The sequence below is a fragment of the Streptomyces sp. WAC06614 genome, from assembly GCF_003949795.1.
Classification (GTDB): domain Bacteria; phylum Actinomycetota; class Actinomycetes; order Streptomycetales; family Streptomycetaceae; genus Streptomyces.
On record NZ_RPRY01000132.1, the window covers coordinates 1 to 19,556 of the forward strand.

Below are 19,556 nucleotides of genomic sequence, written 5' to 3' on the forward strand. Positions count from 1 at the left end.
ACCTCGGCCCTCGCCGTGACGCACCCCGACGGGCCGCCCGGGCCGGCCGCGCAGCCGGCCCCGCCGCCCCCGCCGGCCGGCGGGGGTGACGCGGCCGGGGGCCTCGGTGCGGCGACCGGCTATGCGCTCGGCGCGCTGGAGGTGCCCCCCGCGGGCAGCGGTCGCATGCCGCCGGAGAGCCGCGCGGTGCCGCAGGCGCCGACCGGCGTCGTGCCCCCGGCCGTGCCCGGCCCCCGGGCGGCGGACCCACCTGCGGCGGACCCACGGGCGCGGGACCCTCGCGCGGCGGACCTGCGGGCGGCCGGGCCGGCCGGGGAGCCGCGGCCCGTGCCCGGGCACCTCGGGGACCGGGCGCCCACCTACGCGGCCGAACCCGGCCGGCTCGCCGAGGCCGACCCGGCGGCGTTGCAGGACGTGGTCGCCGACACCGTGCTGGAGGGCGCCCGGTACGGCACGTACACCCTGCGCGCGGCCTCGGTGCGCGGCGACTCCGCCCGCTTCCGTGGCGAGGAGCGCCGCGACGTGCTGCTCACCGCCCGCTTCGGCGGGGGCGACGACGCCCTCGTCCTGGTCGCCGTGGCCGGGGCCGACCGGCACGTGCCCCGGGCCCGCGAGGCCGCGGCCGAGGTCTGCCACTGGATCGCCGCGGCCGTCGGCCGCAGCCAGGTCCGGCTCGGCGACGACATCCGCGCGGGCCGCCGCGACGCACTGCGCTCCGGGCTCCAGCGGCTGACCGACCGCGGCTACGGCCGGCTGCGCGCCCGGGCCGCCGAGCTCGGCTACGAGGAGGACCGGTACACCGCCGGCCTGCGCTGCCTGCTGCTGCCCATCGACCCCGAGTGCCGCACCCGGGTGGTGTTCGGCACCGGCCCGGGCGGGCTGTTCCGGCTCCGCGCCGGGACCTGGGAGGACCTGGAGCCGCCGCCCGCCCGCACCCCGAACGGCCCTGACGGTCCCGACGCGCCGGAGGGCGGCGCCCGCGGCTTCACCTTCCGGGCCGGTGTGGCCCGCCCGGGTGACACCCTGCTCGTCTGCTCGGGCGGCCTCGCCGAGCCGATGCGCGAGGAACCGCTGCTGAGGGGCGAGCTCGGTGCCCGCTGGAGCGCCCCGGAGGCCCCGGGGCTGGCGGGCTTCCTGGCGGACGCCACCCTCCGCCTCAAGGGTTACGCCGACGACCGGACGGCCGCCGCGGTCTGGGAGGCGTAGGGCCGCGGACCGTGCATGGATGGGAGGAGCAGACCGCGACGGGGGGACGGAAGGGGCCCACCAGCCATGGCCAAGCAGAACGTGGCGGAGCAGTTCGTGGACATCCTCGTGCGCGCGGGCGTACGCCGGATGTACGGAGTCGTCGGCGACAGCCTCAACCCCGTGGTGGACGCCATCCGCCGGTCGGGTGAGCTCGAATGGATCCAGGTCCGCCACGAGGAGACCGCCGCCTTCGCCGCGGGCGCCGAGGCCCAGATCACCGGCCGGCTCGCGGCCTGCGCCGGCTCCTGCGGCCCGGGCAACCTCCACCTGATCAACGGCCTCTACGACGCCCACCGTTCCATGGCCCCGGTGCTCGCCCTCGCCTCGCACATCCCCTCCAGCGAGATCGGCCTCGGCTACTTCCAGGAGACCCATCCCGACCAGCTCTTCCGCGAATGCAGTCACTACAGCGAACTGATCTCCAACCCGCGGCAGATGCCCCGGCTGCTGCAGACCGCCGTGCAGCACGCCGTCGGCCGCGGCGGGGTCAGCGTGGTCGCCCTGCCCGGCGACATCGCCGCCCAGCCCGCCCCGGACAAGGCCGTCGAGCACGCCCTGGTCACCGCCCGGCCGACCGTACGGCCCGGCGACGGCGAACTCGACCGGCTGGTGCGGATGATCGACGAGGCGGAGCGGGTCACCCTGTTCTGCGGCAGCGGCACCGCGGGCGCGCACGCCGAGGTCATGGAGTTCGCCGGCCGGGTCAAGGCTCCGGTGGGGCACGCCCTGCGCGGCAAGGAGTGGATCCAGTACGACAACCCGTACGACGTGGGGATGAGCGGACTGCTCGGCTACGGCGCCGCGTACGAGGCCACCCACGAGTGCGACCTGCTGCTCCTGCTGGGCACGGACTTCCCCTACAACGCCTTCCTCCCCGACGACGTGAAGATCGTCCAGGTGGACGTCCGCCCCGAACACCTCGGCCGCCGCTCCCAGCTCGACCTCGCCGTCTGGGGCGACGTACGCGAGACGCTGCGCTGCCTGAACGCGCGGGTGCGCGCCAAGACCGACCGGCGGTTCCTGGACCGGATGCTCAAGAAGCACGCCGACGCGCTGGAGGGCGTGGTCAAGGCCTACACCCGCAAGGTGGAGAAGCGCACCCCGATCCATCCCGAGTACGTGGCCTCGGTCCTGGACGAGCTGGCCGACGACGATGCGGTGTTCACCGTCGACACCGGCATGTGCAACGTCTGGGCGGCGCGCTATCTTTCGCCGAACGGCAAGCGCCGCATCATCGGTTCCTTCAGCCACGGCTCGATGGCCAACGCCCTTCCGCAGGCCATCGGCGCGCAGTTCACCGATCGTGGCCGTCAAGTGGTGTCGATGTCGGGTGACGGTGGTTTCTCGATGCTGATGGGAGATTTCCTCACCCTGGTGCAGTACGACCTGCCCGTCAAAGTGATCCTGTTCAACAACTCATCACTCGGAATGGTCGAGTTGGAAATGCTGGTTTCCGGCCTTCCTTCGTACGGAACCACCAACCACAACCCGGACTTCGCCGCCATCGCCCGCGCGGCGGGCGCGTTCGGGGTGCGGGTGGAGAAGCCCAAGCAGCTCAGCCAGGCATTGAAGGACGCGTTCAGGCATCGCGGACCCGCCTTGGTGGACGTGGTGACCGACCCCAACGCCTTGTCCATTCCACCGAAGATCAGCGCCGAGATGGTGACCGGATTTGCCCTGTCCGCCAGCAAGATCGTGCTGGACGGGGGAGTGGGCCGCATGATCCAGATGGCTCGATCCAACCTCAGGAACGTGCCGCGGCCCTGACCCCGTATGCGTGTGGACCGGCCCGGCGGGAATGCATCCCGTAGGCCTGTTCGAGAAACGGACGCGGGAGGTATACGGCCGTGCGGGTGGGGGCGAAGACCGGAATGACCCGGACGGTACGCCGGGCGGATCTGAAGGCGGTGGGGGAAATCCGCAGATCCCTGCGGGAGTTGTTGTGCCCCCGCTGTCCACGGGACGTGGCGGAGGTGGCCGAGCTGCTCATCACGGAGCTCGTCACCAATGCGCTCGTCCATACCGACCTGGGTGCCGAGGTGTCCGCGACGCTGGACTCCGGCCGGCTAAGGGTGGAGGTGCGGGACCACACCGCGCGCAAGCCCCGGCCGTACGTACCGACCGCCGACGACGGTACGCACGGCCGGGGCCTGTTCCTGGTGGAGGAACTGGCCGACGCCTGGGGCGTGGACCCGCTGGGCGGGGGGAAGGTCGTGTGGTTCGAACTCGACCGGGGGCCGGTCCTGGGCTGAGTTCCGGCCCAGGACCGGCCCCCGGTCTCGGTGCGATCATCCGAACTGCTGCTCCAGGTCCTTGAGCTTGCGCTCCAGGGAGTCGAGCCGCGGGATGGTCTGGGTGTCGTCCTCGGCGGTGAGGTCCACCGTCCGGGGTGCCGGATCAGGACTGTCGGGGGCGGTCACGGCCTGGAGGGAGGGCCGCCTGGAGCTCCCGGCCGGGGGCAGCGGGGAATACGGGGGCAGGAGTCCTGCTTCCGCTATGGCGGGCTCCGCGCCGACCGGCGCGGAGCCGTTTCCCGGGGTCAGCCCGTGCACGTCGACCTGGCGGCCACGGGGCCGGGGGAGGCCGAAGGCCCGGTTCTGCCGGCCGAGCGCCCTGATGTGCGCCCGTTCGCGACGCCGGTGCTCCCGGCGGCGCAGCCGGTCCTGCTCCTTCTCCCGCTTGTCCTCGCGTACCTCCTCCACCGCCTCGTCCAGGGTGCGGACGCCCTCCAGCAGCATCAGCGACCAGGCGCCGAAGGTCTCCCGGGGCGCCCGCAGCCAGCGGACGATCCGGATCTGCGGCAGCGGACGCGGCACCAGCCCCTGCTCGCGCAGCGCCGCCCGGCGGGTCTGCTTGAGCGCCCGGTCGAACAGCACGGCGGCGGAGAGCGACATGCCCGCGAAGAACTGCGGTGCTCCGTCGTGGCCGAGACCGCGCGGTGCGTGCACCCAGTTGAACCAGGCCGCGGCGCCGGCGAACAGCCAGACCAGCAGCCGGGAACCGAGGGCCGCGTCGCCGTGGCTGGCCTCGCGGACGGCGAGCACCGAGCAGAACATGGCGGCGCCGTCGAGGCCGAACGGGACGAGGTACTCCCAGCCTCCGGAGAGGTTGAGGTTCTGCCGGCCGAAGCCGACCAGGCCGTGGAAGGACAGGGCGGCGGCGACCGCTGCGCAGCAGAACAGCAGCACGTACGAGGCGGTGCCGTAGATCGCCTCCTTGCGGCGGCGGCGTTCCTCGCTGCGCTCCCAGTTGTCCTCCGTCGCGCCCTTCTCGCCGTCCCGCCGGCCCCGGGCCAGTACCGCAACCGCCGCGAGTCCGCCCAGGATCAGCAGGCTGCCCGGCAACAGCCAGTCCAGCGATATGTCGGTCAGTCTCATCCGGTGTCCCTTGACTCGCGTACGGCGGCTTTCCGGGCGCCATAGTGGCGGATCGGGACGGGGCGGGAGAGTGGTTTCGGGGCAAGAGCACGCCATCGGGGTGCCAGGCCCTCCGGATAGGGCGTTCGGGGTCGAACTGTCGCTCGCTGTCCGGGAATTGCGTTCGAATACGGTCACCCTTGCGGGTGGTTAGGCGGCGGCCGCTGCGGCCAGGCGGGTGATGCGGTCGGCGTCGCAGGTACGGGGGCAGGTGAGGCAGGTGTCCTCGGGGCGGACGGTGTAGAAGAAGCAGCAGCTGACCCGGTCCCGGGTGGGCAGGGCCGAGCCGTCCGGGCCGGCGAGGGTACGGAACGCGCCACCGCCGGGATACGGGGCGGTGCCGGAGCCCGGCAGGAGCAGGGCGAGTTCGGCCCGGGCCCGCCGCTCCTCGGCCTCGCCGAACAGCCCGGCGAGGTACCACAGGCCCTCGACGAGGTCGTCGGTGACCATGCCCCACAGGGCGCGGGGGCCGCGCCGCATCCGGGTGGCGAAACCTTCCACCACCGGGGTGAGGTGCGCGGCCGACGCCGCCCGCAGCTCCGCCCGCAGGGCCTCCTCGTCGGGCACGACCCGGGCGCCGGGGAGGCCGGCCGCGGGGTCGTCCGGCAGGCAGGCGAACCCGTCGGTGCGGATGCTGAGCACGCCGTCGGTGCGGTGGAAGGCGACCTGCTCCGCCGGGATCCGGGGGACCCGCCGGTCGAGGAACCACGGCACGGTGAACAGCAGCCCGGCCGGCCAGACGTAGCGGTGCAGACCGAACCCGGCCACCACGTCCGGCCGGCCCGGGCGGCCGTGGTCGCGGGCGACCTGGGCCGCGTCCCAGGCCAGGAAGGCGTCCAGCTCCGCCCCGCCGGCCGCGAGCGCGGCCGCGCCGACCCAGCCCCCGCCGCGAGGGACCGGCTCGTCCGGGGCGCGCTCGGTGCACCGCAGGCCGGGGTAGGCCCCCGTCAGCCGTGCGTACGCCGCCGCCGGCGGAGAGCCGTAGGGGGCGGGCGGAGCAGGAGGAGGGACCGGAACGGTCATGGCGAACCACCGCAGCAGGGACGACGAAGGAAGGCAGGCAAGACAAGGCAAGCCTTACCTTACTTGCTTCGTCGGGGGGCGCGAAGAGGGCGTTTTGTATCCTCACCGGAGCCGATCCGTGAGGAGGACCGAGTGCACGACGCGGCCCGCACGGGTCTGATGCCGACCGTTCCGGCGCAGCAGAAGGTGCTGCGCCATTCGGTGCGCGGGCAGGTGCTCGACGCGCTGCGCGCGGCGCTGGTCGACGGTGACCTGGTGCCGGGCGAGATCTATTCCGGCCCCGCGCTGGGCGAGCGGTTCGGGGTCTCGGCGACCCCGGTCCGCGAGGCGATGCAGCAGCTGGCGCTGGAGGGGGCCGTGGAATGCCTCCCCAACCGCGGCTTCCGGGTGCTGTCGCGCAGCCCGCGGGAGCTGGCCGAGCTGGCCGAGGTACGGGCGCTGCTGGAGGTCCCGGTGATGCTGCGGCTGGCCCGGACGGTCGAGGCCGGGGCCTGGACGGCCCTGCGGCCGGCCGCGGCGGCCACCGCGGCGGCCGCCGCCGCGTACGACCCGGCCGGCTACGCGGAGGCGGACCGCTCCTTCCACCGCGCGGTGCTGTCCCTGGCGGGCAACGACCAGCTCGTCCAGGTCGCCGACGAACTGCACCGCCGCTCCCAGTGGCCCGTCAAGGACGCCCCCCGCGTCCGCCGCGCCGACCTGGTCGCCGACGCGGCCGAGCACCAGGCCCTCCTGGAGGCCCTGATCGCCCGCGACCTCCCGGTGGTCGAATCCCTGGTCCGCGAACACTTCACGGGCGCCCCGTCCTGACCCCGCGCGGCGGCGCCGAGACGGGGCGGACCCGCTCCGGGCCGCCCTGCTGCGGGGCAGCGCTCCGGCCCGCCCGGCGGCGGGCGGCGCCCCGGGGCGCCGGGGCGCCGCCTCCCGGCCTCCGCCCGGCGCGCCCGCGTCCGCTCCGCGGGCACGCGGCCTGGCTGCACCCGGTACCTGGCCCGGCTGCGCCCGGCCTGGCGTGGCCGGGCCCGGCCCGGTCGGCCGGCACCTGCCCGGCTGCGGGGGCAGCGCTTCGGCCCGGCTGCGCCCGGCCCGGCGCGACCGCGTCCGGTCCGGCTGCGCCGGATCCGGTTCTGTGTTCGTGCGTGTCGCGCGCCCATCCGTCGGGGCGGTCCGCCCCCGGCAGGGGGCCGGCCCTGCGGCAGGCGGTGCAGTGGTGCGGGCCGGAGCGCGGAGGGTGCAGCCCGGGGCCCGGCCCCGGCGGGAGTCGGGGTCGGCCTAGGCCGGGGTCGGGTGGAGGTGGGCGGCCAGCCAGGTGGGGATGCCGCCCAGGAGGTGGAACAGGCGGCGGGCCTCGGCGCGCAGCCGGGTGGCTTCCGGTTCCGGTTCGGCCTCGGCCAGGGCCGCCAGCGCCGGGGCCGTGCCGATCAGGAAGCCCAGTTCCTCGCGGATGCGCAGGGACTCCAGGAAGCCGCGCCGGGCCTCGGCCAGCTCGCCGTCGCGCAGGGCCAGCCCGGCCAGGTGCCGCCAGGTGAAGGACAGCAGCAGGGTGTCGCCGTGGGCCGCCGCCCCGGCGTGGGCCCGGCGGTAGGCCGGCTCGGCGGCCTGCGGCGCGTCCGCCAGGTGCTCGGCGACCAGCCCCCGCCGGAAGTCCAGCAGCGGCCGGGTCGGCGAGTCCGGCGACAGCAGCGCCGCCGCCCGGCCCAGCGCCGACCGGGCCTCGTCGGACCGGTCCCGTACGCCCAGCACGGTGGCCGCGTAGGCCAGCTGGCCGCGCTCGCAGGCCGCCGCGCCGCGCTGGTCGTCGTCCCCGGCCACGGCCTCCGCCGTGCGCAGGGCGTCCTCGGCCTCGGCCCACCCCTGCCCGGTGAACAGGCACCGTTCGACCAGCAGCGCGGTGCGCTGCACCGCCGCCGCCGGGTCGCCGGTGTGCGGGCTCAGCAGGGCCGCCGCGTCGCTCCAGCAGCCGCGCGAGCGCAGTCGCCATATCGCCCGCTGGAGGGGGTCCTCGCCCCCGATGGTCCCGGCACCCGACATGGCGGTGTCCGCCACATTGCCCTCCCCGAAGCAAGCCAGCAGCGCGTCGTTGAGCCCTGGGGCGAAATGACAGCACGAATCGGCTCGCTCGGCCAAGGGGTCGGGTGAACTCTTTCACAAAGTCCGGATCCCGTGTCCACCACCCCTCGGGGCACGTCCGCTCAGCTCATGCGCAGGGCGAGGAAGAAATCCAACTTGTCCTCCAGGCGCGAAAGGTCACGGGACGTCAACTGCTCGATTCGCCCGACCCGGTAGCGCAGCGTGTTGACGTGCAGGTGCAGTCGCGTGGCGCACCGCGTCCACGAACCGTCGCAGTCGAGGAACGCCTCCAGGGTCGGGATGAGCTCCGCCCGGTGGCGCCGGTCGTAGTCCCGCAGCGGGTCCAGCAGCCGGGCCGTGAAGGCGCGCCGGACGTCGTCGGGGACGAACGGCAGCAGCAGCACGTGCGAGGCCAGCTCGTGGTGGCCGGCCGCGCACACCCGGCCCGGCCGGGCCGCGGCGACCCGGCGGGCGTGCCGGGCCTCCTCCAGCGCACCGCGCAGCCCCTCGGCGGAGTGCACGGCCGCGCTGACGCCCAGCGTGAGCCGGCCGTCCTCGCCGAGGCCCGCCGAGAGCGGCTCGCGTACGGCGGCCAGCAGCGCGTCGGCGTGCAGGGCGGTGTCCGGGCCCTTGTCCTCCCCGCCGTCCCCCGGCAGCGCCGGCAGCGGCACCAGGGCGATGGCCTCGTCGCCGGCGTGGGCGACCGCGATCCGGTCGGAGGGCTCGGGACCCGAGACGGACGGGTCGACGAGGATCTCCTCCAGCAGCGACTGGGCCACCGGGCCGCCGGGGACCTCCCCGCCCTCCCAGTCCACCCGGGCCACCACGACCTGCCAGTGCGGCGCGGTCCCCAGGCCCGGCAGCAGCACCGGGGCCGCGACCCGCAGGCGCGCGGCGATCTCGGCGGGCGCGGCGCCGGTCTGCACCAGCTCCAGCACCTCCTGCGCCAGCCGCCGCCGCACGGTCCGCGCCGCGTCCCGCCGGTCCCGCTCGACCGCGATCAGCTGGGTGACGCCCTGGAGCAGGTCCAGCCGCTCGGCGGGCCAGTCACCGGCGTCCGCCTCGACGGCGAGCAGCCAGTCCGACAGCACGCTCTCGCGCACGTCCCGGCCGGCCGGGGCCCCGGCCCGCGCGCCCTGACGAATCGGGAACAACGAGTACGTAATACCCTGAATGGAGATCCGGTGCGGACCCCTGCGGCCACTCCGGACCGCCGCGAGGTGCTCGCCCGCAAGGGCCGCGCACACACCCGGCGTCAGCGGGGCACCCGCCCCGGCGATCTGCCGGCCGGTGGGTGAGAGCACCCAGGCCCGGAGGTCGAGGTCGGTGGTGAGCAGATCCAGCACCACATCCGGTCCACCGCCGGCCGGCCCCGAGGTCATCAGGCGCCGGTGCCGGTCCACCACGGCGGCCAGGTCCCCGGCACGCTCTCCGGAGACCTGCCGGACGACGTACTCCGTGATGGTGGCGAATGCAACGTCCTCGTTCACGGCGAACAGCGGCAGCCGGTTGCGCCGACAGGCTGAAACGAGATCGTCCGGGATGTCCCCGAGCTCCGCCTCGCCCGCCGCGAGGCCCGCCACCCCGGCACCGGCAAGGATTCGTACGAATGGCTCGGAGTCGGCCGAATTTCGTCTCCAGGCCAGTCCGGTCAGGACGAGTTCCCCTCCGGAGAGGTATCGGCTGGGATCCCTCAGGTCGGTCGTCATGACCCCGCGGACCGTCCGGTCGAGTTCTTCCTCGCCGCCCAGCAGCCGCAGCCCCAGCGCCTCGGTCTCCAGCAGTGCGCGCAGCCGCATGATGTTGCCGCCGATCTGTCTCGATGTTGCCGTTGAAAATCGGGCAGGTCAGTGCAGACCGCCTTTCATACGAATCTACAAGACGAGAGAGGCCGCCAGCCAACTGCTTCATGGTTTCGGTGACTGCACCGGGGCGCGCGTGCCTTGTGTACTGGCTCCACACCGCGTTAACAGCACGTGAACGACCAGTCGAGGGCCCTTCGGCCTCCTGGCTTGAAGTGAACGACCCGATTAAGTAGAAGAGAGCCGCACATGGACTTCCTTCGCCCCGCCAGCTGGGAGGAGGCGCTCGCAGCCAAGGCCGAGCACCCCACAGCTGTGCCGATTGCGGGTGGCACCGACATCATGGTCGAGATCAATTTCGACCACCGCCGTCCGGAATACCTCCTGGACCTGGGCCGCATCGAGCTGCTGCGGGAGTGGGAGGTCGGCGAGGAGGTCACGCGTGTCGGCGCCTCCGTCCCGTACACCCAGATCATCGAGAACCTCCGCGGCACGCTGCCGGGGCTCGCGCTCGCCTCGCACACGGTCGCGTCCCCGCAGATCCGCAACCGCGGCGGCGTCGGTGGCAACCTCGGCTGCGCCTCGCCCGCCGGTGACTCCCACCCCGCGCTGCTGGCCGCCGGCGCCGAGGTCGAGGTCGAGTCGGTCCGCGGCACCCGCATGATCCCCATCGACGAGTTCTACACCGGGGTCAAGCGCAACGCGCTCGCCGCGGACGAGCTGATCAAGACGGTCCACGTCAAGAACGCCACCGGCCCGCAGCAGTACTCCAAGGTCGGTACCCGCAACGCCATGGTCATCGCGGTCTGCGGCTTCGGTCTCGCGCTGCACGCCGACACCCGCACCGTGCGCACCGGCATCGCCTCGGCCGCCCCGACCCCGATCCGGGCGAAGGCCGCCGAGGACTTCCTGAACGCCGCGCTCGACGAGGGCGGCTTCTGGGAGTCCGGCAAGGTCATCACCCCGTCGATCGCCAAGCAGTTCGGGGAGCTCGCCTCCGCGTCCTGCAACCCGATCGACGACGTCCGCGGCACGGCGAAGTACCGCCGGCACGCGATCGGCATCCTCGCTCGCCGCCAGCTGGTCTGGACGTGGGAGCAGTACCGCGGCACCAACGGCCGCCCGCTCGAAGGGGCTGCGTAACCATGCGCGTCAATTTCACCGTCAACGGCCGGCCGCAGCAGGCGGACGACGTCTGGGAGGGCGAGTCCCTGCTGTACGTCCTGCGTGAGCGCCTGGGCCTGCCCGGTTCCAAGAACGCCTGCGAGCAGGGCGAGTGCGGCTCCTGCACCGTCCGGCTGGACGGCGTCCCGGTGTGTTCCTGTCTGGTCGCCGCCGGCCAGGCCGAGGGTCGCGACGTGGTGACCGTCGAGGGTCTGGCCGACTTCGCCAAGCAGCGCGAGGAGCACGGCCACGCCTGCGGCACCGGCGCGTGCGGCGGCGCCCGGAAGGGCGGCGTCTCCACCGACGAGGCCAAGCAGTGGACGGCCAAGGGCACCGACTCCCAGACCGGCGAGGGCGTGGAGCTCTCCCCGATCCAGCAGGCGTTCATCGACGCCGGCGCGGTGCAGTGCGGCTTCTGCACCCCGGGTCTGCTGGTCCAGGCCGACGCGCTGCTGGAGAGCAACGCGTCCCCGTCCGACCAGGACATCCGTGAGGCCCTCTCCGGCAACCTCTGCCGTTGCACGGGTTACGAGAAGATCCTCGACGCGGTCCGCCTGGCGGCCGCCCGCCAGGGAGAGGCGGTCTGATCATGGCCAACACCCGCACCGCGCCCTCCGGTACGCCGACCAACGTCTCCCAGAAGCACAACCAGGGCGGCATCGGCGAGTCCACGCTCCGTCCCGACGGCACCCTCAAGGTCACCGGCGAGTTCGCGTACTCCTCGGACATGTGGCACGAGGACATGCTCTGGGGCCAGACCCTGCGCAGCACGGTCGCCCACGCCGAGATCGCCTCCATCGACATCTCCGAGGCGCTGGCCATGCCGGGCGTCTACTCGGTCCTCACGTACGACGACCTGCCGGCCGAGATGAAGAACTACGGCCTGGAGATCCAGGACACCCCGGTCCTGGCCAACGGCCGGGTACGCCACCACGGTGAGCCGGTCGCCCTCGTGGCCGCCGACCACCCCGAGACCGCCCGCCGCGCGGCCGCCAAGATCAAGATCGACTACCGGGAGCTGCCGGTCGTCACCGACGAGGCCTCCGCCCTCGCCCCCGACGCCCCGCTGATCCACGAGGGCCGCGACGACCACCACGCCGGTCACGTCCCGCACCCCAACATCGTGCACCGCCAGCCGATCATCCGCGGCAACGTGGAAGAAGCGCGCAAGCGCGCCGACGTGATCGTCGAGGGCGAGTACACCTTCGGCATGCAGGACCAGGCCTTCCTCGGCCCGGAGTCCGGCCTCGCCGTGCCCTCCGAGGACGGCGGTGTCGACCTCTACGTCGCCACCCAGTGGCTGCACTCGGACCTCAAGCAGATCGCCCCCGTCCTCGGCCTGCCCGAGGAGAAGGTGCGCATGACGCTCTCCGGCGTCGGCGGTGCCTTCGGCGGTCGCGAGGACATCTCGATGCAGATCCACGCCTGCCTGCTGGCCCTCGCGACCAACAAGCCGGTCAAGATCGTCTACAACCGGTTCGAGTCCTTCTTCGGCCACGTGCACCGCCACCCGGCGAAGCTCTACTACGAGCACGGCGCCACCAAGGACGGCAAGCTCACGCACATGAAGTGCAAGATCGTCCTGGACGGCGGCGCCTACGCGTCGGCCTCCCCGGCGGTCGTCGGCAACGCCTCCTCGCTCTCGGTCGGCCCGTACGTGGTCGACGACGTGGACATCGAGGCCATCGCCCTCTACACGAACAACCCGCCCTGCGGCGCCATGCGCGGCTTCGGCGCCGTCCAGGCCTGCTTCGCGTACGAGGCCCAGATGGACAAGCTCGCGGCGAAGCTGGGCATGGACCCGGTCGAGTTCCGCCAGCTCAACGCCATGGAGCAGGGCACGATCATGCCCACCGGCCAGGTCGTGGACTCGCCCGCCCCGGTCGCCGAGCTGCTGCGCCGGGTCAAGGCCCGCCCGCTGCCGCCGGAGCGCCAGTGGGAGACGGCCGGCGAGGGCGCGGACGTCCGTGCGCTGCCCGGCGGCCTGTCGAACACCACCCACGGCGAGGGCGTCGTCCGCGGCGTCGGCTACGCGGTCGGCATCAAGAACGTCGGCTTCTCCGAGGGCTTCGACGACTACTCCACCGCCCGCGTACGCCTGGAGGTCATCGGCGGCGAGGCCGTCGCGATGGTCCACACGGCCATGGCGGAGGTCGGCCAGGGCGGTGTCACCGTCCACGCGCAGATCGCCCGTACCGAGCTGGGCGTCACCAACGTGACCATCCACCCGGCCGACACCCAGGTCGGCTCCGCCGGTTCCACGTCCGCCTCCCGGCAGACGTACATGACCGGTGGCGCCGTGAAGAACACCTGTGAGGCCGTGCGCGAGAAGGTCCTGGAGATCGGCCGCCGCAGATGCGGCTCGTACCACCCGGCGTGGGCCACCGCCGAGCTGCTGCTCGAAGGCGGCAAGGTCGTCACCGACGGCGGCGAGGTCCTCGCGGACATCGCCGAGCTGCTCGAGGGCGAGGACGCCATCGACATCGAGCTGGAGTTCCGTCACCGGCCGACCGTCGCGTTCGACCTGGTCACCGGCCAGGGCGACGGTCACGTGCAGTACACCTTCGCCGCCCACCGCGCGGTGGTCGAGGTGGACACCGAGCTCGGCCTGGTCAAGGTCGTCGAGCTGTCCTGCGCCCAGGACGTCGGCAAGGCCCTCAACCCGCTGTCCGTCGTCGGCCAGATCCAGGGCGGTACCACCCAGGGCCTCGGCGTCGCGGTGATGGAAGAGATCATCGTGGACCCGAAGACCGCGAAGGTGCGCAACCCCTCCTTCACGGACTACCTGATCCCGACGATCCTCGACACCCCGACCATCCCGGTCGACTACCTGGAGCTCGCCGACCCGAACGCGCCCTACGGCCTGCGCGGTCTCGGTGAGGCCCCGACCCTGTCGTCCACCCCGGCCGTCCTCGCGGCGATCCGGCAGGCGACCGGTCTGGAGCTCAACAAGACGCCGATCCGCCCCGAGGCCCTCACCGGCACCCTCTAGGACGGTCCGTCCTCCGGGGGCCGCGCCACGGCCGGCCCCCGGACCCCAGGCTCTCCGGGCGGTGCGACGACAGGGAACGTCACACTTCCGGCGGAACACCGCCCGGAGTCATGAAGTGCCGCACCGCTCGCGGACCGCTTCACCTGCTCCACCCCCAGCAGTCACGTACCACCTGCAGCACCCCAGCAGTCAACACAGCTCGGGCCGTCACCCCGGGTCGTGCAGCCAACGTTCCATCCCAAATCCCGCAATCCCCTTTCTCACTGCGGGTGCCCCTTTGAACCTTGGGAGTTAGGCACCATGACCCAGTCGTCAGTGGAGCCCAAGACCACCGCGGAAGATGCGGGCTCCGGCTCGCGCACGCCCGCCGGACGGTCCTGGCTCGACCGGTACTTTCACATCACCCACAGAGGATCCAGCGTCGGCAACGAGGTTCGTGGCGGTATCACGACCTTCATGGCGATGGCGTACATCCTCCTGCTCAACCCCTTGATCCTCTCGGGCAAGGACGCCGCGGGCGACACGATGAGCCAGAAGGCGCTCATCACGGCGACCGCCTTCGCCGCCGCCGTCACCACCCTCCTCATGGGCTTCGTGGGCAAGGTGCCCCTCGCCCTCGCCGCCGGCCTGTCGGTCTCCGGTGTGCTGGCCTCGCAGGTCGCCCCCGAGATGACCTGGCCGCAGGCCATGGGCATGTGCGTGCTCTACGGAGCCGTGATCTGTCTCCTGGTCGTCACCGGCCTCCGCGAGCTGATCATGAACGCCATCCCGCTGGCGCTCAAGCACGCGATCACCATGGGCATCGGCATGTTCGTCGCCCTGATCGGCCTGGTGAAGGCCGGATTCGTGCACGAGAACCCCGCGCCCGGTGGCGGCCCCGTCACCCTCGGCCCGACGGGTGAGCTCGCCGGCTGGCCGGTCCTGCTCTTCGCCGTGACGCTGCTGCTCATCTTCATGCTGCAGGCCCGCAAGATCCCCGGCGCCATCCTGATCGGCATCGTGGTCGGCACCGTGCTCGCCGCGATCCTCAACGCCGTCGCCGACATCGACCCCAAGGCGTGGGCCGGCGGTGCTCCGGAGCTCAACGGTTCCGCGGTCTCCATGCCCGACTTCTCGCTCTTCGGCCAGGTCGAGTTCGGCGGCTGGGGCGAGGTCGGCGCGATGACCGTCGCCATGATCGTCTTCACCCTGGTGCTGGCCGGCTTCTTCGACGCGATGGCCACCATCATCGGCGTCGGCACCGAGGCCAAGCTCGCGGACGACAAGGGCCGCATGCCCGGTCTGTCCAAGGCCCTGTTCATCGACGGTGCCGGCGGCGCCATCGGCGGTATCGCGGGCGGCTCCGGCCAGACCGTGTTCGTCGAGTCCGCCACCGGTGTCGGCGAGGGCGCCCGTACGGGTCTGGCCTCCGTGGTGACCGGTCTGTTCTTCGCCGCGTGCATCTTCTTCACCCCGATCACCCAGATCGTCCCCGGTGAGGTCGCCGCCGCCGCCCTGGTCGTCATCGGCGCGATGATGATGCAGAACGCCCGCCACGTGGACTGGTCCGACACGGCCACCGCGATCCCGGTCTTCCTGACCGTCGTGATCATGCCCTTCACGTACCAGATCACGGCCGGCGTCGCCGCCGGTGTGATCTCCCACGTCGCGATCAAGGTCGCGCAGGGCAAGGCCCGGGAAATCGGAGCCTTCATGTGGGGCCTGTTCGCGATCTTCCTGGTGTTCTATGCACTCAACCCGATCGAGGGCTGGCTCGGCGTCCACTGACACGTCAGTGCACGGGCACCGCCCCTCCACGCATCCGATACTGGAACCGAACCTCGTCAGGAGGCCGTAATGCTGGACATCGCCGCAGAGCTGAACCGGTGGGTCGAGCAGGGACGTGACTTCGCCGTCGCCACCGTGGTGTCGACCGGCGGCAGCGCACCCCGGCAGCCCGGTGCGGCCCTCGCCGTCGACGGCGAGGGAACCGCGATCGGCTCGGTCTCCGGCGGATGTGTGGAGGGGGCGGTGTACGAGCTGTGCCGGCAGGCCCTGGAGGACGGCGAGACCGTCCGCGAGAGCTTCGGCTACAGCGACGACGACGCCTTCGCCGTGGGCCTGACCTGCGGCGGAACCATCGAGATCCTGGTCACCCCGGTGCGGGCCCAGGATCCGCACCGCCCGGTGTTCGCCGCCGCGCTGGCCGCCGCGGCCGACGGCCGGGCGGCCGCCGTGGCCCGGGTCGCCGAGGGCCCGGCCGAGCTGAAGGGCCGCGCCGTGCTGGTGCGGACCGAGGGCGCCCACGAGGGCGGCCTCGGCGGCCACCCCGAGCTGGACCGGACCGTCGCCGAGGAGGCCCGGGCCATGCTGGACGCCGGCCGGACCGGGGTCCTGGAGATCGGCGCCGACGGCCGGCTGTGCGGCGAGCCGCTGCGGATCCTGGTCGAGTCGAGCGTGCCGCCGCCGCGGATGATCGTCTTCGGGGCGATCGACTTCGCCTCGGCCCTGGTGCGGATCGGCAAGTTCCTCGGCTACCACGTCACCGTCTGTGACGCCCGGCCCGTGTTCGCCACGAAGAACCGTTTCCCCGATGCGGACGAGATCGTCGTGGACTGGCCCCACCGCTACCTGGCCGCCACAGCCGACGAGGGCGGGCTGGACGGCCGTACGGTCCTGTGCGTGCTCACCCACGACGCCAAGTTCGACGTGCCGCTGCTCCAGCTGGCCCTGAGGCTTCCCGTCGCCTACGTCGGCGCGATGGGCTCCCGCCGTACCCACGACGACCGCAACCGCCGGCTGCGCGAGGTCGGCGTCACCGAGCTGGAGATCGCCCGCCTGCGCTCCCCGATCGGCCTGGACCTCGGCGCCCGCTCCCCGGAGGAGACGGCCCTGTCCATCGCCGCCGAGATCGTGGCGAACCGCCGCGGCGGCAGCGGAGCCGCCCTCACCGGCGCGCACATCCCGATCCACCACGACGGCACCGAGGCCGTGGCGGGCCGGATCGGCGTCGTGGCCTGAGAGCTCCGGGCCGCAGGTACCGCGCAGGTACCGGGTGACGAGTGAAGGGCGCAACCCCCGTCGCGGGGGTTGCGCCCTTCGGGCATCGGCCCTAGCTTACCCGGCGGTAACGGGAAGGAGCTGACCCGATGTCAGGAGCTTTACGACGCCTCCGTACGGTGTCCCTGGTCGCCGCCGCCGGACTGCTGGCCGCCCTCGCGCCCGCGGCGGGCGCCGGGGCCGCCCCCGCGGGGGGTCCGGCCGACGGGCCCCTGCGCGAGGTCCTCTTCGTCGGCAACAACTGGGAGGGCACCGCCGACGTCCTCGCCTCCACCGGAGACATGGCCCGCATCGGCCGCATCGACATCGTCCCGGACAAGGCGGAACGGCTGCGCGAGATCTACCTCGACCCCGTCAAGCTCGCCTACTTCCTCGGGATCCGCACCACCGCCGGCGAGGGCCACGACCAGTTCGTCGACGACATGTACACCACCCCCGACGGATCGGCCGTCGTCGCCTCCCGCCCCAGCTTCGCCGACGTGGTCTCCCTCGACCTGCGCACCGGCCGCATCAACTGGCGCTTCCCCGTGTCGGGTCACCGCGCCGACCACATGGCCGTCTCGCCGGACGGGCGCCGCGTCGCCGTCTCGGCGTCCACCTCCAACACCGTCCACGTCCTCGACATCACCACCGGCGCCCAGGTCGGCTCCTTCACCACCGGTGACAAGCCGCACGAGAACACCTTCTCCCGCGACGGCCGGTACCTGTGGAACAGCTCCATCGGCGAGGTCAACACCGCCCTGGACGCGCCCTGGTTGGACTGGACGAAGGGCGACCGGAAGATCACGGTGGTGGACGCGCAGACCTTCCGTACCGTCCGCGTCATCGACATGCGCCAACGCCTCGACGCCGCCGGCCGCTCCGACCTCTCCGACTCCGTCCGCCCCAACGCCTTCACCCCGGACGAGTCCACGCTCTACTTCCAGGTGTCGTTCTTCAACGGCTTCGTCGAGTACGACGTGGCCAGCGACCGGGTCACCCGGATCAAGACCCTTCCGCAGAATCCGGCCACCTCCTCCGACCGCACCACCTGGGTCAACGACTCCCGCCACCACGGCATGTCCATGAGCCCGGACGGCACCCGGCTGTGCATCGCCGGAACGATGGACGACTACGCCACCGTCGTGGACCGCGCCACCCTCACCGAGGGCCCGCTGGTGCCGGCCGTCAAGCCGTACTGGGCGACCGTCAACGGCGACGGCACCGCGTGCGTCATCTCCGAGAGCGGTGCCGACCGGGTCACGGCCATCGACTTCGCCACCGGCACCAAGCGGGTCTCGGTCCCCGTGGGGGACCACCCGCAGCGCGTCCGCCTGGGCCATGTCCCGGCGGGCTGGAGCGGCCCGGCCCGGTAGCCCGCACCGCACCGGATCCCACCGCACCGCACCGGATCCCACCGCACTGCCCCGGACCGCACCGGACCGGGGCAGTGCGGCGTATTCGGGCCATACCGGCCGACGTCGCCCGTGCGGACGGACTAGGGTCCCGATCATGGTGGACATCGACATCCGTGAGGTACCCGAGGCCGACCTCGACCGTGCACAGGAACTCGCCTATCTGGCCTTCCACGACCGCCCCGGGGAGGAACTGCGCGCGCACCACCGCGCGGTGCTCACCGGCTGCGCCCGGCTCGGCGCCTACGACGGCACCGAACTGGTCGGCTTCATGGCCGCGCACGACTTCCGGCTCTCGGTGCCCGGGGCGGACCTGCCCTGCCCCGGGATCACCTTCGTGGCGGTCGCCCCCACCCACCGCCGGCGCGGGGTGCTCAGCGCGCTGATGGCCGGGCAACTGCGCCGGAGCACGGAGGCCGGCAGCCCCGTCGCCGCACTGTGGGCCTCCGAGGCCGCCATCTACGGCCGCTTCGGCTTCGGCGCCGCCACCCAGGGCGTCACCGTCGAGATCGACTCCACCCGCCCGCTCGCCCTGCGCCTGACCCCCGACGAGCGCCCGCTGCGGCTGGTCGCACCGGCCGACGTCCCCGCCCTGCTCGGCCCGTTCCACGAGGCCACCCGCGCCGCCCGGGCCGGCCGCCCGGCCCGCGACGCGTGGCGCTGGGCCGAGGTGTGGCTGCGGGAGCAGGACGAGGAGGACGAGGAGTGGGGCCCGCCCCGCGTCATCGTCCAGGGCGAGCCCGGCGGCCCGGTCGCCGGGTACGTGCTCTACCGCACCAAGCACGGAGACGACGGCACGCACCCGCCGACCCCGGGCCTGGTCCGCGTCGACGAACTGGAGGCCGCCACCCCGGCCGTGGCCGCCGCGCTGTGGGCCTGCGTCGCCTCGCTGGACCTGACGGGCAAGGTGGTGGCGTGGGGTCGCCCCGCCGACGACCCGCTGCTGCACTTCGCGGCCGACCGCGACCAGGTCAGGGTCACCTCGGCCGCTCCGGCCCTGTGGCTACGGCTGGCCGACGTCGGCGCCGCCCTGACCGCCCGGTCCTGGGCGGCCCCCGTCGAGCTGGTGCTCCGCGTCCACGACGCCCATCTCCCGGCCAACGCGGGCCTGTTCCGGCTGAAGGCGGGCCCGGGCGGGGCGACGTACCGGCCGTGCCCGGGCGCCGCCGGCGACGAGCTGGACCTGACGTTCGAGGTCCGGGACCTGGCCGCCTGCTACCTGGGCGGGACCCGGGTCGCGGACCTGGTGGCGGCCGGGCTGGTCCGGGAGCACCGCCCGGGTGCGGCGGCCGCCCTGGACGCGGCCCTGCACACGCCGCTGCTGCCGCACACCGGGGAGGAGTTCTAGCGGCGCGGGATCCGGGACGCCGCCATGCCGAAGCCGGGCAGGGCGAGGGCGGGGGCCAGGGAG

General features: G+C 73.2%; 15 protein-coding genes. 11 read left to right on the forward strand and 4 right to left on the reverse strand.

Annotated elements, in window-relative coordinates:
* From EF918_RS18990 to EF918_RS19000, 3 genes are all read left to right on the forward strand, one after another.
* The coding region (locus tag EF918_RS18990; RefSeq protein WP_260610355.1) for a protein phosphatase 2C domain-containing protein at positions 1-1,206 on the forward strand (1,206 nt) is incomplete at its 5' end.
* 66 nt (positions 1,207-1,272) lie between these two features.
* The gene (locus EF918_RS18995) at positions 1,273-3,015 is read left to right on the forward strand and encodes a pyruvate dehydrogenase (RefSeq protein ID WP_125647620.1); all 1,743 of its coding nucleotides are present in this window, start codon (positions 1,273-1,275) and stop codon (positions 3,013-3,015) included.
* 104 nt (positions 3,016-3,119) lie between these two features.
* Positions 3,120-3,500: an ATP-binding protein gene (locus EF918_RS19000; protein ID WP_125647623.1), complete on the forward strand. Its 381-nt coding sequence runs from the start codon at positions 3,120-3,122 to the stop codon at positions 3,498-3,500.
* Positions 3,501-3,536: 36 nt separating this feature from the next.
* Here the strand turns inward: EF918_RS19000 and EF918_RS19005 are convergent, their stop codons facing one another.
* Together EF918_RS19005 and EF918_RS19010 are read right to left on the reverse strand one after the other, a co-directional pair.
* Positions 3,537-4,625, reverse strand: a complete 1,089-nt coding sequence (locus tag EF918_RS19005; protein WP_125647626.1) for a DUF2637 domain-containing protein — start codon at positions 4,623-4,625, stop codon at positions 3,537-3,539.
* Positions 4,626-4,814: 189 nt separating this feature from the next.
* Positions 4,815-5,687 carry a (2Fe-2S)-binding protein gene (locus EF918_RS19010; protein ID WP_125647630.1) on the reverse strand — a complete coding sequence of 291 codons (873 nt, stop codon included), beginning with the start codon at positions 5,685-5,687 and terminating at the stop codon, positions 4,815-4,817.
* Positions 5,688-5,846: 159 nt separating this feature from the next.
* Here EF918_RS19010 and EF918_RS19015 point away from each other — a divergent pair, with 159 nt between their 5' ends.
* Positions 5,847-6,494: a GntR family transcriptional regulator gene (locus tag EF918_RS19015; protein ID WP_125647661.1), complete on the forward strand. Its 648-nt coding sequence runs from the start codon at positions 5,847-5,849 to the stop codon at positions 6,492-6,494.
* 462 nt (positions 6,495-6,956) lie between these two features.
* Here EF918_RS19015 and EF918_RS19020 read toward each other — a convergent pair whose 3' ends face one another.
* On the reverse strand, positions 6,957-7,715 hold the full coding sequence (locus EF918_RS19020) for a hypothetical protein (RefSeq protein WP_185921815.1): 759 nt from the start codon (positions 7,713-7,715) through the stop codon (positions 6,957-6,959).
* Between the two features lie 161 nt (positions 7,716-7,876).
* The gene (locus EF918_RS19025; protein ID WP_125647636.1) at positions 7,877-9,553 is read right to left on the reverse strand and encodes a PucR family transcriptional regulator ligand-binding domain-containing protein; all 1,677 of its coding nucleotides are present in this window, start codon (positions 9,551-9,553) and stop codon (positions 7,877-7,879) included.
* A 252-nt stretch (positions 9,554-9,805) separates the two neighbouring features.
* Between EF918_RS19025 and EF918_RS19030 the strand changes: the two genes are divergently transcribed.
* The 7 genes from EF918_RS19030 to EF918_RS19060 all read left to right on the forward strand — a co-directional run bounded on the left by EF918_RS19030 (position 9,806) and on the right by EF918_RS19060 (position 19,493).
* Positions 9,806-10,699 (forward strand): xanthine dehydrogenase family protein subunit M, encoded by an 894-nt coding sequence (locus tag EF918_RS19030; RefSeq protein WP_125647639.1) that lies wholly within the window; start codon positions 9,806-9,808, stop codon positions 10,697-10,699.
* A 2-nt stretch (positions 10,700-10,701) separates the two neighbouring features.
* Entirely contained in the window at positions 10,702-11,307 is a 606-nt protein-coding gene (locus EF918_RS19035; RefSeq protein ID WP_125647642.1) for a (2Fe-2S)-binding protein, read from the forward strand.
* Positions 11,308-11,309: 2 nt separating this feature from the next.
* Positions 11,310-13,712 (forward strand): xanthine dehydrogenase subunit D, encoded by a 2,403-nt coding sequence (gene pucD / locus EF918_RS19040; protein ID WP_185921814.1) that lies wholly within the window; start codon positions 11,310-11,312, stop codon positions 13,710-13,712.
* A gap of 300 nt (positions 13,713-14,012) precedes the next feature.
* Positions 14,013-15,479, forward strand: a complete 1,467-nt coding sequence (locus EF918_RS19045) for an NCS2 family permease (protein WP_125647645.1) — start codon at positions 14,013-14,015, stop codon at positions 15,477-15,479.
* 69 nt (positions 15,480-15,548) lie between these two features.
* Positions 15,549-16,712 (forward strand): XdhC/CoxI family protein, encoded by a 1,164-nt coding sequence (locus EF918_RS19050; RefSeq protein ID WP_125647648.1) that lies wholly within the window; start codon positions 15,549-15,551, stop codon positions 16,710-16,712.
* Positions 16,713-16,840: 128 nt separating this feature from the next.
* Entirely contained in the window at positions 16,841-18,106 is a 1,266-nt protein-coding gene (locus EF918_RS19055) for a YncE family protein (protein ID WP_125647651.1), read from the forward strand.
* Positions 18,107-18,242: 136 nt separating this feature from the next.
* Positions 18,243-19,493 carry a GNAT family N-acetyltransferase gene (locus tag EF918_RS19060; protein WP_125647654.1) on the forward strand — a complete coding sequence of 417 codons (1,251 nt, stop codon included), beginning with the start codon at positions 18,243-18,245 and terminating at the stop codon, positions 19,491-19,493.
* Positions 19,494-19,556 lie beyond the last annotated feature (63 nt).